The 12,409-nt window shown below is 61.5% G+C and carries 7 protein-coding genes and 1 pseudogene; 3 read left to right on the plus strand and 5 right to left on the minus strand.

Features of this window, described 5'->3' with window-relative positions; translation table 11 throughout:
* Positions 1-31: 31 nt before the first annotated feature.
* From AB9N64_RS19895 to AB9N64_RS19905, 3 genes and pseudogenes are all read right to left on the minus strand, one after another.
* A complete protein-coding gene (locus AB9N64_RS19895) occupies positions 32-1,774 on the minus strand; it encodes a potassium/proton antiporter (RefSeq protein ID WP_014716612.1) in 1,743 nt (580 codons plus the stop codon).
* A gap of 241 nt (positions 1,775-2,015) precedes the next feature.
* The gene (locus tag AB9N64_RS19900) at positions 2,016-2,888 is read right to left on the minus strand and encodes a methyl-accepting chemotaxis protein (RefSeq protein WP_370694794.1); all 873 of its coding nucleotides are present in this window, start codon (positions 2,886-2,888) and stop codon (positions 2,016-2,018) included.
* Positions 2,889-2,918: 30 nt separating this feature from the next.
* Positions 2,919-3,641: pseudogene (locus tag AB9N64_RS19905) on the minus strand (MCP four helix bundle domain-containing protein); the annotation flags it as partial.
* Positions 3,642-3,918: 277 nt separating this feature from the next.
* Between AB9N64_RS19905 and AB9N64_RS19910 the strand changes: the two are divergent.
* Together AB9N64_RS19910 and AB9N64_RS19915 are read left to right on the plus strand one after the other, a co-directional pair.
* Positions 3,919-4,149 (plus strand): hypothetical protein, encoded by a 231-nt coding sequence (locus AB9N64_RS19910; RefSeq protein ID WP_003187970.1) that lies wholly within the window; start codon positions 3,919-3,921, stop codon positions 4,147-4,149.
* The gene (locus AB9N64_RS19915) at positions 4,146-4,439 is read left to right on the plus strand and encodes a cell division protein ZapA (RefSeq protein WP_003187971.1); all 294 of its coding nucleotides are present in this window, start codon (positions 4,146-4,148) and stop codon (positions 4,437-4,439) included. Before AB9N64_RS19910 ends, AB9N64_RS19915 begins: the two co-directional genes overlap by 4 nt.
* A gap of 3 nt (positions 4,440-4,442) precedes the next feature.
* Here AB9N64_RS19915 and AB9N64_RS19920 read toward each other — a convergent pair whose 3' ends face one another.
* Both AB9N64_RS19920 and putA read right to left on the minus strand, forming a co-directional pair.
* Positions 4,443-6,245 (minus strand): acyl-CoA dehydrogenase, encoded by a 1,803-nt coding sequence (locus AB9N64_RS19920; RefSeq protein ID WP_371359631.1) that lies wholly within the window; start codon positions 6,243-6,245, stop codon positions 4,443-4,445.
* A 241-nt stretch (positions 6,246-6,486) separates the two neighbouring features.
* On the minus strand, positions 6,487-10,440 hold the full coding sequence (gene putA / locus AB9N64_RS19925; protein WP_371359632.1) for a trifunctional transcriptional regulator/proline dehydrogenase/L-glutamate gamma-semialdehyde dehydrogenase: 3,954 nt from the start codon (positions 10,438-10,440) through the stop codon (positions 6,487-6,489).
* Between the two features lie 461 nt (positions 10,441-10,901).
* On the opposite strand from putA, the gene putP reads away from it, so the two are divergent.
* Positions 10,902-12,386, plus strand: a complete 1,485-nt coding sequence (gene putP, locus AB9N64_RS19930; protein ID WP_137270870.1) for a sodium/proline symporter PutP — start codon at positions 10,902-10,904, stop codon at positions 12,384-12,386.
* Positions 12,387-12,409 lie beyond the last annotated feature (23 nt).

Consider the following 12,409-nt stretch of genomic DNA (forward strand, 5'->3'; position numbering starts at 1 on the left):
GTGAAGAATCGGGGCGTCGTTGTCCCGCAGTTTAGAGGAAGAGTCCGGGGCCCGGGCGACTTCCTTCGGGGAATCTGACGCCGACTTTGCCAATCTTGTTCCCGTCCATGACGGCGACGGTCCAGATGGTGTTGTTCCACTCCACCTGGTCGCCGACTACCGGTGCACCGCCCACCTTCTGGGTAATGAAGCGGCTCAATGGCATGTCCGGGTCGATACCTTCAAGCTTGAGCCCGTACAAGGCGGAAACCGCGCCCAGCTGGGCGTCGCCTTCGAGGACGAAGTCGCCGAAGAAGCGCAAATCGAGGCCCCGTTGCGGTGCCTGGCTGAACAGTTTGCCCAGAGCCGGCAGGTTGTGTTCGTGGCCGATCACACAGAGCAAATCGTCGACTTCCAGCACCGTACTACCCGACGGATGGAGCAGTTGTTGGCCACGAAACAGCGCGGCGATGCGCGTGCCTTCGGGCATTTTCAGCTCGCGCAGGGCCGCGCCGATGCACCATTTTTCAGCGCCTAGGCGGTAGACGAACAACTCCCACTCGCTGGTAACGTGCACTTCCAAGGCCGCGCGGGAGATCGGCGCCGGGTCTGGCGGTACGGTGACTTTAAGCAACTTGGCCACCCACGGCAGGCTGGTGCCCTGCACCAACAGCGAGACCAGCACGATAAAGAACGCCAGGTTGAAGTACAGCTGTGCATGGGGCAAACCGGCCATCAGCGGGAACACCGCGAGGATGATCGGTACCGCGCCGCGCAGGCCGACCCAGGCGATAAAGGCCTTTTCGCGCCCGTGGAACGCTTTGAATGGCAGCAAGCCAACCATCACCGACAGCGGCCGGGCAAACAGGATCATCCACAGCGCCAGGCCCAGGGCGGGCAGGGCGATGGGCAGCAAATCGTGAGGCGTGACCAGCAGGCCCAGCACCAAGAACATCCCGATCTGCGCCAGCCAAGCCATGCCGTCGAGCATGTGCAAAATGCCATGGCGGCTGCGCACCGGGCGGTTGCCGATCACCAGCCCGCATAGGTACACGGCGAGGAAGCCGCTGCCGTGCAGGGCGTTGGTCAGGGCAAACACGAACAGGCCGCCGGCGATCACCAGGATCGGGTACAGGCCGTTGGCCAGGTTGATACGGTTGACCAGCTGCAACATCAGCCAGCCGCCACCCAGGCCTACCAGGCCACCGATGCCGAATTCGCGGATCAGGTGCGTGAGCAGGCTCCAGTGCAGGCCGGTCTGGCCGCTGGCGAGCATGTCGATCAGGGTGACGGTGAGGAACACCGCCATCGGATCGTTACTGCCCGATTCGATTTCCAGGCTGGCGCTGACCCGCTCGTTGAGGCCCTTGCCGCCCAGCAGTGAGAACACCGCCGCGGCGTCCGTGGAGCCGACAATGGCGCCAATCAGCAGGCCCTGGATGATATTGAGGTCGAATAGCCAGGCCGCGGCCATGCCGGTGAGGCCGGTGGTAATCAACACCCCCACCGTGGCCAGGGACAAGGCCGGCCACAGCGCCACGCGGAAACTCGCCACCCGGGTGCGCAAACCGCCGTCGAGCAGGATCACGGCGAGGGCGAGGTTGCCCACCAGGTAGGCGGTCGGGTAGTTATCGAAAATGATGCCACCGCCATCGACCCCGGCGGTCATGCCCACGGCCAGGATAATCACCAGGATGGGGATCCCCAGGCGTGACGAAAGCGAACTCACCAGAATGCTCGCAGTCACCAGCAACGCGCCGATCAAGAACAGGCTGTTGATGGTCGTCGCATTCAAAGGCAGTACTCCAAGGCAGGGGAAGACAGGACGCAAACTGACCATGCAGTCTGCGTGCCAGGGATTCTAACCTGTTGAATTGCTGCGCTGTCAAAAAGCTTTTGTGGCTGCGCATCGATCAAATGTGGGAGCTGGCTTGCCTGCGATTGCGGTGTGCCAGGCGCCAGGGGCGTTAGCTGATAGATTGCTATCGCAGGCAAGCCAGCTCCCACAGGGTATGCGGTGTGAGCAAAGGCTTATTTCAGAGGCGGAACCTTCCGACCATCCCGTTCAGGTCCACCGCCAACCGCGACAATTCGCCGCTCGCCGCACTGGTCTGGCTGGCGCCGGTGGCCGATTGCACCGACAGGTCACGGATATTCACCAGGTTGCGGTCCACTTCCCGCGCCACCTGGGCCTGTTCTTCCGCCGCGCTGGCGATCACCAGGTTGCGCTCGTTGATCTCCACAATCGCCGTGTTGATGGTGTCCAGCGACAGGCCCGCGCCTCGGGCAATGTTGAGTGTCGATTCGGCCCGCTCAGTGCTGTTGCGCATCGAATCCACCGCGTGCTCAGTGCCTGTCTGGATGCTGCCGATCATGCGCTCGATTTCGCTGGTGGACTGCTGGGTGCGATGGGCCAGCGCCCGCACTTCATCAGCCACCACGGCGAAACCACGCCCGGCTTCCCCGGCTCGCGCTGCTTCGATCGCGGCGTTCAGGGCCAGCAGGTTGGTCTGGTCGGCCAGGCCACGGATCACGTCCAGCACTTTGCCGATATCCCGCGATTCATTGGCCAGGTCGCCAATCAGGGAGGCGGTGGCCTGCACATCGGTACTCATGCGTTCGATGGCGCTAACGGTTTCCTGCACCAGGTCGCGGCCGTCGCCGGCAGAGGTGGTGGCGTTGCGCGAGGCTTCGGAGGTGCTCACCGCGTTGCGTGCGACTTCTTCCACCGCGCTGGTCATCTCGTTGACGGCAGTGGCGGCCTGTTCGATTTCGTTATTCTGCTGGGTCAGGCCACGGGCGCTTTCGTCGGTGACCGCATTCAGCTCTTCAGCGGCAGACGCCAGCTGGGTAGCGGAGCCGGCGATACGTTGCAGGGTGTCGCGCAGTTTGTGTTGCATCTTGGCCATGGCCGCGAGCAGGCGTCCGGCTTCGTCGTTGCCGTCCACGGTGATCGGGCGCGTCAGGTTGCCTTCGGCCACTTCTTCGGCGGCTTCTAGCGCCTGTGCGATGGGCAGGGTGATGCTGCGTGTCAGCAGCCAGGCGAACAGCAAGGTCAGCGCCGTGGCAACCAACAGCAGGCCTACTACCAGGTCAAAGGCCATGTCGTATTGGTCTTTGGCGCGCTGGTTGGTGGCGTTGGCGTCGTCGTTATTGATATCCAGCAAGCGGGTCAAGACCGCATTGACCTGCTCGGAGTTGTCCAGCAACTCGGTGTTGAGCAGGCTGCGCAGCTCGTTGACCTGATTGGCGCGAGACAGGCTCTTCATGCGCTCTTCAATCTGGCGGTACTGACCCAGCAAGCGCACGTACTCGTTGTAAGCGTTGCGCTCTTCGGTGCTGGTGATCAGTTTTTCGTAGATGTCCTGGGCTGTGCGAATCTGCTGATTGCGCAGTTCGAAGGCTTCCAGGGTCTTTTGCTGTACATCTGGCTCGCGGTTGGTCAGTAAGCGGTACGACAGCACGCGCAGGCGCAGGGTCAGTTGGGTGAATTCATCCAGGGCGCGAATGCTGGGCACGCTGGCCGAGGTGATGTCTTCGGTGGCTGCACGAATTTTGCTCATCTGGTTCAGGGCGAACACACCGAGCAACAACATCAAGGCGCCAATAAACGCGAAGCCAAGGAAGGCCCTCGGGGCGATATTCATATTACGAAGAGACATGCTGGAGTCCTGGGGGAGGCGCTATCCATGCGGCCATGAGACGAGGTGTGCCCGCCTTATCGGCCCTGCGACTAAAGTCTTAAGGGGGCGCGCGCTTTTGTCGCATCGGACCAGGGGTTGGGTGAGTTCAGGAACCAGATCGGGTAAATGCAGTCACTAAGGCTCGAAAGTGCGGCCCGGCCTTGCAACATCGGGCTGCGCGGCCGGGGATAACCCTGGCATCCAAGGTGAATTTTCTTTATCGTCACCGCCCTTTTTAAACGCCCGAGAAATCAAAATGTTAGAAGCATCCCTCAGCCAATTGGAACAACTGGTCAGCGACCTCGTACAGCAGAATCAAGAACTGCTGGGCAGCAACGAATCCCTCAAGGCCGAGCTGGCCCGCGCCAAGGACGAAAACGACAGCCTGCAACTGAACCTGATGGAACAGGAAGAAAAGCACGGCGCCACCGCCGCCCGCATCCAGGCGCTGGTTGAGCGTGTAAGTGCAGGGCCTGTCAGCGCATGAGTGAGGGCATAAAGGTCGTTTCGATTCTCGGAGAGGATTACTCGATCAAGGCACCGGCCGGCGAAGATCAGACCCTGATGCATGCCGTGACCATGCTCAAGGCCTCCCTGGCGGTTACCAAGAAAAAGTACCCGACCCTGATCGGTGACAAGCTATTGGTACTGGCCGCGCTGAACCTGTGCGCCGAGCAGATTGAAATGCAACAGGCGCACCAGCAGGAACTCGACCGTTACCAAGAGCAAGTCAGCGCCACGGTCGATGTGATCTCTAAGGTGATCGGTCAGCCCTGAGGGCTAGAACCATTCCTCTTGCATGCCCAGGCACGTATCGTCGCGTGCCTCCAGAATCGCCAGTTCATGATGGCAGCTCGGTACTTCCCAGGTCAGGAAGTACCGGGCGGCCTGGAGCTTGCCCTTATAAAAGGCCGCGTCAGCCGCTTCCCCCTTGGCCAGCCCTTCTTCGGCGCGGATCGCCTGTTCCAGCCAGCGCCAGCCAATCACCGTGTGCCCGAACACTTTCAAGTACAGCGCCGAGTTCGCCAGGCTGCTGTTGACCTTGCCTTGGGCGAGATCGGTCAGCAGGCCAATCGTGACGCTTTGCAGCCGGTTTACCAGTTGCTCCAGAGGCTCTCGCAGTGCCGTGAGTGAAGGGTGCTTTTGCGCCCGGGCTCCGGTTTCGGCGATCAGGCGAATCAACTGCTTTAAACCGGCGCCGCCGTTCTGCGCCAATTTGCGCCCGAGCAGGTCCAGGGACTGGATGCCGTGGGTGCCTTCATGGATGGGGTTCAGGCGGTTGTCGCGGTAGTACTGCTCCACCGGGTATTCGCGGGTGTAGCCGTGGCCGCCGAGAATCTGGATCGCCAGCTCGTTGGCCTTGAGGCAGAACTCCGACGGCCAGGATTTGACGATGGGCGTGAGCAGGTCGAGCAGTTCGTGGGCTTGCTTGCGCTCGGTGTCGGTTTGCAGGGTGGTGGTGTCGTCGAATAGCCGCGCCGCGTAGAGGCCGAGGTCAAAGGCGCCTTCCACATAGGCTTTCTGGGTCAGTAGCATGCGCTTGATGTCGGCGTGCTGGATGATCGCCACCGGTGCGGTGCTCGGGTCTTTACTATCAGGCAGGCGCCCCTGGGGCCGTTCGCGGGCGTAGTCCAGGGAGTAGAGGTAGCCGGCGTAACCGAGCATCACCGCGCCCATGCCCACGCCGATGCGTGCCTCGTTCATCATCTGGAACATGCAGCTCAGCCCCTGGTGCGGCTTGCCCACCAGATAGCCGACACAGTTGCCGTTATCGCCAAAGTTAAGCGCCGTGGACGTGGTGCCGCGCCAGCCCATCTTGTGGAACAGCCCTGCCAGCAGCACATCGTTGCGAGCGCCCAGGCTGCCGTCCTCGTTGACCAGGAACTTGGGCACGATAAACAGCGAAATGCCCTTCACGCCTGCGGGAGCGTCCGGCAATTTTGCCAGCACCATATGCACGATGTTTTCCGACAGCGAATGGTCGCCACCGGAGATAAAGATCTTGTTGCCCTTGAGCCGATAACTGCCGTCAGCCGCGGGTTCTGCACGGGTACGAATGTCCGACAGGGAAGAACCGGCATGGGGCTCGGTCAGGGCCATGGTGCCGAAGAAGCGCCCGTCGATCATTGGCTGCAGGAAGCGTTGTTTCTGCTCCTCGGTGCCGAAGCTTTCGATCAGGTTGGCGGCGCCCATGGTCAGGAACGGGTAGGACGTCGAGGCGGCGTTGGCCGATTGGAAGTGCGCGAAACAGGCCTGGGACAACAGGGTCGGCAGTTGCATGCCACCTGCTTCAAAGCTACGTGCTGCGTTGAGGAAGCCGGCTTCAAGGAAGGCGTCCACGGCGGGTTTGACCTCGGGGATCAGGATCGCCTGGCCGTTTTCATAGCGCGGTTCGTTTTCGTCGTTCTTGCGGTTGTGAGGGGCGAAGTACTTTTCTGCGATGTTGCGCGCCGTGCTGATCGCGGCATCGAAGGTTTCACGGTTGTGTTCGGCAAACCGCTCGCGCTGGGTCAGGCCCTCGGCATCGAGGACTTCGTACAGCTCGAAAGCCAGATTGCGGGAACTGAGCAGCGTCTCGGACATGGCGGCGTACCTTTGAAGGAATTGGCCTGAGTCTAATTCCGCGAATGGAGGGTGGGTAGCAAGATTGATCTAAGTGATAGAGGGGCAGAACGCTGGCGAGGCATCGAGATCGTTCCCACGCTCTGCGTGGGAACGCCTCTTTTGACGCTCCGCGTCACGCTTCTGGACGCAGAGCGTCCTTAAGCTGCATTCCCACGCGGAGCGTGGGAACGATCAGCCGCGATCAGCCGCGTTGTGTCAGTTAGCCGATGGTCATCAGGCTGGCGTTACCACCCGCCGCGGCGGTGTTTACGCTCAACGCACGCTCGATCACCAGACGCTCCAGCGCAATCGCCGTTTCGCCTTGCGACAGGCCATGCACCCCGACAATCGCCCCACTGCGCTGCGCCACTTGCTGGCACACCGCACGCAGTTGGTCGGAATCACCGTGATGCAGCACGGCGTCAAACACTACGTCGTCCTTGGTCCAGTCAGCCACGCGCTTGATCTTCGCCTGAATCTCTTTAGGCAGACGTGGGAACAAGGCCTTGGTCAGCTCGGTTTCCGGCCATACCGCCGAACCACCGACGGCCAATACCGCCGCCAGTTGGGTCAGCAGGTCGCCTTCCACTTCGGCCAGGCACAGTACGTGCTCGCGCGGCAGGATGGCGTAGCTGTTGCGCTCGCCGGTCGGGCCGGCCAGTTGGCGGGTGATACCGCTTTGCGACTGGGCGGCGAATTGCGTGCACAGGGCGCTTAGTTCACTGAACTTATTGCCGTCGGCCCAGGTTTTCAGGGCGGTCAGCGATTGGCTCATGGCATCACGCAGGCGCACATCCGGCGCGGCCAACTTGTCGCCGCGTACGAAGGATTGCTCGATCGCATCGGTAGGACGAGTCGACAGCAAACGGTACAGGTACAGCGGGCCACCGGCTTTCGGGCCTGTGCCGGACAGGCCTTCACCGCCGAACGGCTGCACGCCGACCACGGCGCCAACAATGTTGCGGTTGACGTAGACGTTACCGGCATTGACGTTGTCGATCACCTTGGCGATGGTCTCGTCAATGCGCGTGTGCACGCCCAGGGTCAGGCCGTAGCCGGAAGCGTTGATCTGGCCGATGAGCTGGTCGATCTCTTTGCGCTTGTAGCGCACTACGTGCAGCACCGGGCCGAAGATCTCGCGTTGCAGTTCGTCGAAGCTTTCCAGCTCGATCAGGGTCGGCATCACGAAGGTGCCGCGCTTGATCTCTTCACCGTCGGCAATCGCCACCTGGTAAACGTTGCGGCCTTTGTCGCGCATGGCCTGGATGTGTTTCTCGATACCGGCCTTGGCTTCGGCGTCGATCACCGGGCCGATGTCGACCGACAGGCGTTCCGGGTTACCCAGGCGGCATTCAGCCATGGCGCCCTTGAGCATTTCGACCACACGGTCTGCCGAATCTTCCTGCAGGCACAGTACGCGCAGGGCCGAACAACGTTGACCGGCGCTGTCGAAGGCCGACGATACGACGTCGATCACCACTTGTTCGGTCAGCGCCGAGGAATCGACGATCATCGCGTTCTGGCCACCGGTTTCGGCGATCAGCGGAATCGGGCGACCCTGGGCATCCAGGCGACCGGCGACATTGCGTTGCAGCAGGCGCGCCACTTCGGTGGAGCCGGTGAACATCACGCCTTTGACGCGATCATCACCCACCAGACGGGCACCGACGCTTTCGCCCTGGCCTGGCAGCAATTGCAGCACGCCTTCCGGAATACCGGCTTCAAGCAGAATACGTACGGCCTGGGCAGCCACCAGCGGCGTCTGCTCGGCAGGCTTGGCCAGCACCGGGTTACCAGCAGCCAGCGCTGCAGCTACCTGGCCGCTGAAGATGGCGAGCGGGAAGTTCCACGGGCTGATGCACACCACCGGGCCCAATGGGCGGTGGGCGTCATTGGTAAAGTCGTTGCGCGCCTGCACCGCGTAGTAACGCAGGAAGTCCACGGCTTCACGCACTTCGGCGATGGCGTTGGCGAAGGTCTTGCCGGCTTCACGGGCCAGCAAGCCCATCAGCGGCTGGATCTCGCCTTCCATCAGGTCGGCGGCGCGTTCCAGGATGGCAGCGCGTTCGGCGGGCGGGGTGGCCTGCCAGATCGGCGCGGCGCTGATGGCGCACTGGATGGCGTTGTCGACGTCTTCGACGGTGGCTTCCTGTACCTGGCCGACCACATCACGCAGGTCGGACGGGTTCAGCACCGGTTGTGCCGCTTCATTGCTGGCGGCGCAACCGAGCATCGGTGCGGCTTTCCAGTTGTTGTGAGCAGTGGCGAGCAGGGCGCAGGACAACGAGGCCAGGCGATGTTCGTTGGCCAGGTCGATACCGGCCGAGTTGGCGCGGTCGCTGCCGTACAGGTCGCGCGGCAAAGGGATGCGCGGGTGCGGCAGGCCGAAACCGCCTTCCTGGGTTGCCATTTGCTCGATGCTGGCCACCGGGTCGGCTACCAGTTCCTGGATCGAGATGGACTGGTCAGCGATGCGGTTGACGAACGAGGTGTTGGCGCCGTTTTCCAGCAGGCGGCGTACCAGGTAGGCCAGCAGCGTTTCGTGGGTACCGACCGGCGCGTACACACGGCACGGACGGTTCAACTTACCTTCGGAAACCTTGCCTACAACCTGTTCGTACAGCGGTTCACCCATGCCGTGCAGGCACTGGAACTCGTACTGGCCGGGGTAATAGTTCTGACCGGCGATGTGGTAGATAGCCGACAGGGTGTGGGCGTTGTGCGTGGCGAACTGCGGGTAGATGACTTCCGGCACCGACAGCAGTTTGCGCGCGCAGGCAATGTAGGAAACGTCGGTGTACACCTTACGGGTGTACACCGGGTAGCCTTCCAGGCCTTCGACCTGGGCGCGCTTGATTTCGCTGTCCCAGTACGCGCCTTTTACCAGGCGGATCATCAGGCGATGGCGGCTGCGGCGGGCCAGGTCGATGACGTAGTCGATCACATACGGGCAACGCTTCTGGTACGCCTGGATCACAAAGCCGATGCCGTTCCAGCCAGTCAATTGCGGCTCGAAGCACAGGCGTTCGAGCAGGTCCAGGGACAGCTCCAGGCGGTCGGCTTCTTCGGCGTCGATGTTCAGGCCGATGTCGTACTGCTTGGCCAGCAAGGTCAGCGACAGCAGGCGCGGGTACAACTCGTCCATCACACGCTCGTACTGCGCACGGCTGTAGCGCGGGTGCAGGGCGGAGAGCTTGATGGAGATGCCCGGGCCTTCATAGATCCCACGGCCATGGGAGGCTTTGCCGATGGAATGAATGGCTTGTTCGTACGAGGCCAGGTACTTCTGGGCGTCGTGTTCGGTGAGGGCGGCTTCACCGAGCATGTCGTAGGAATAGCGGAAGCCCTTGGCTTCGAACTTGCTCGCATTGGCCAGGGCTTCGGCGATGGTTTCGCCGGTAACGAACTGCTCGCCCATCAGGCGCATGGCCATGTCGACGCCCTTGCGGATCATCGGCTCGCCGCTCTTGCCGATGATGCGGCTCAGGGACGAGGTCAGGCCCGCTTCGTTGTGGGTCGACACCAGCTTGCCAGTCAGCAGCAGGCCCCAAGTGGCGGCGTTGACGAACAGCGATGGGCTGTTGCCCAGGTGTGGCTGCCAGTTGCCGGTGCTGATCTTGTCGCGGATCAGCGCATCGCGGGTGCCTTTGTCCGGGATACGCAGCAGCGCTTCGGCCAGGCACATCAGCGCCACACCTTCCTGGGACGACAGGGAGAATTCTTGCAGCAGGCCCTGAACAATACCGGCACGGCCGCCGGCACTCTTCTGATTGCGCAGTTTTTCGGCAATGCTCGCGGCCAGCTTGTTGGTGGCTTCGGCCATCGGCGCCGGCAGGCGCGCCTGTTCGATGAGCATCGGCACCACTTCCGGCTCGGGGCGACGGTAAGCGGCGGTGATTGCGGCACGCAATACCGATTGCGGCAGGATGCTCTCGGCGAACTCAAGGAAGCACTGGTGGGCGTGGTCGGCCTGGACCTCGCCGGCATCATCGGCCTCCTTGCTGCTCAAGCCATTGAGCTCGGACAGGGTTGCACCACCCTCGAGTTTCTCCAGGTAATTGAAAATCGCCTGCTTGATCAGCCAGTGCGGCGTACGATCAATGGAGGTCGCGGCGGCCTTCAGGCGTTCGCGGGTCGGGTCGTCGAGTTTGACCCCAAGGGTGGTCGTTGCCATTTTTTTATCCTCATGGGTGCCACTACCGAGTGGCATCTGCTGGCGGCAAGATTAGCTTTGCCCATCCCGAGGTGCAACCGGGTGCAACCCTTTTGTTGGTTAAATGTTCGACGCTTGATCGGAAAAAAATAAACAGGCGACCGAATCCGCTCCGCGCTGGTGCATTTGCTTCTGAGATCGGCTGTTCTTGCTCCGAAAAGGAGCAAAAAAAGCGCGTTTGTCCTAAAACATACTTGGGTGCAACTTAATCGGCAGAAACTGGTTGCACCTTATTTGCTTTGTTGAATAGCATTCGCGCACCAAGGTGCAACCAACCCTCAGGGTGGGTTCATCGGCTGGCGGCTTTCCTGGGGAAACGCCAGTCATAAATGCGCGGCATGCAGGTTCGTCTATCCGGTTATCCACGGGTGGCCGTCCCCATGACCGTCGCTACATAAAAACAAAGCCAGGGCGTCACTCCTATGAGCGTTAGCAATCCAACCCTGATCACGTTCGTGATCTACATCGCAGCAATGGTGCTGATCGGCCTGATGGCCTATCGCTCCACCAACAACCTTTCCGATTACATCCTGGGCGGTCGCAGCCTCGGTAGCGTGGTGACAGCCTTGTCCGCCGGTGCTTCCGACATGAGTGGCTGGCTGTTGATGGGCTTGCCGGGCGCGATCTACATGTCCGGTCTGTCGGAAAGCTGGATTGCCATCGGCCTGATCGTCGGTGCTTACCTCAACTGGTTGTTCGTGGCCGGCCGCCTGCGGGTGCAGACCGAACACAACGGCGACGCCCTGACCCTGCCGGATTACTTCTCCAGCCGCTTCGAAGATAAGAGCGGCCTGCTGCGGATCATCTCCGCCGTGGTGATCCTGGTGTTCTTCACCATCTACTGCGCCTCCGGCATCGTCGCCGGCGCCCGCCTGTTCGAAAGCACCTTCGGCATGTCCTACGAGACCGCGCTGTGGGCCGGTGCTGCAGCGACCATTGCCTACACCTTCATCGGTGGTTTCCTGGCAGTCAGTTGGACCGACACCGTACAAGCCACGCTGATGATCTTCGCGCTGATCCTTACGCCGATCATCGTGCTGCTGGCCACCGGCGGCGTAGACACCACCTTCCTGGCCATTGAAGCCAAGGACCCGACCAGCTTCGACATGCTGAAAAACACCACCTTCATCGGCGTTATTTCGCTGATGGGCTGGGGCCTGGGCTACTTCGGCCAACCGCACATCCTTGCGCGTTTCATGGCGGCGGACTCGGTTAAGTCGATCGCCAAGGCGCGTCGTATTTCCATGACCTGGATGATCCTGTGCCTGGGCGGCACCGTGGCAGTGGGCTTCTTCGGTATCGCTTACTTCTCGGCGCACCCGGAAGTAGCAGGCCCGGTGACTGAAAACCCAGAGCGTGTGTTTATCGAACTGGCCAAAATCCTGTTCAACCCATGGGTTGCCGGTGTGTTGCTGTCGGCCATTCTGGCGGCTGTGATGAGCACCCTGAGCTGCCAATTGCTGGTGTGCTCCAGCGCCCTGACCGAAGACTTCTACAAGGCGTTCCTGCGCAAGGGCGCGTCCCAGCGTGAACTGGTATGGGTCGGTCGCCTGATGGTGCTGGTCGTGGCCTTGATCGCCATCGCCATGGCAGCCAACCCGGAAAACCGCGTACTGGGCCTGGTCAGCTACGCCTGGGCCGGTTTCGGTGCAGCCTTCGGCCCTGTGGTACTGATCTCGGTAATCTGGAAAAACATGACCCGCAACGGCGCGCTGGCCGGCATCCTGGTCGGCGCAATCACCGTGATCGTGTGGAAGCACTTCGAATTGCTGGGCCTGTACGAAATCATCCCAGGCTTCATCTTCGCCAGCCTGGCGATCTACTTCGTGAGCAAGATGGGCGCACCGACGGTGGGTATGGTCGAGCGTTTTGACGCGGCGGAAAAAGATTACAACTTGAACAAGTAATTCGCTGGGCGTTTAACGCCTGC

The sequence above is a fragment of the Pseudomonas sp. KT_2_4 genome (assembly GCF_041410225.1).
GTDB classification, from domain to species: domain Bacteria; phylum Pseudomonadota; class Gammaproteobacteria; order Pseudomonadales; family Pseudomonadaceae; genus Aquipseudomonas; species Aquipseudomonas paracarnis.

Coding starts and splice junctions, on each gene's coding strand:
- AB9N64_RS19900 (WP_370694794.1), bottom strand. CDS start 2,888: ATGGCCAAGATGCAACACAAACTGCGCGACACCCTGCAACGTATCGCC.
- AB9N64_RS19910 (WP_003187970.1), top strand. CDS start 3,919: ATGTTAGAAGCATCCCTCAGCCAATTGGAACAACTGGTCAGCGACCTC.
- AB9N64_RS19915 (WP_003187971.1), top strand. CDS start 4,146: ATGAGTGAGGGCATAAAGGTCGTTTCGATTCTCGGAGAGGATTACTCG.
- AB9N64_RS19920 (WP_371359631.1), bottom strand. CDS start 6,245: ATGTCCGAGACGCTGCTCAGTTCCCGCAATCTGGCTTTCGAGCTGTAC.
- putA (WP_371359632.1), bottom strand. CDS start 10,440: ATGGCAACGACCACCCTTGGGGTCAAACTCGACGACCCGACCCGCGAA.
- putP (WP_137270870.1), top strand. CDS start 10,902: ATGAGCGTTAGCAATCCAACCCTGATCACGTTCGTGATCTACATCGCA.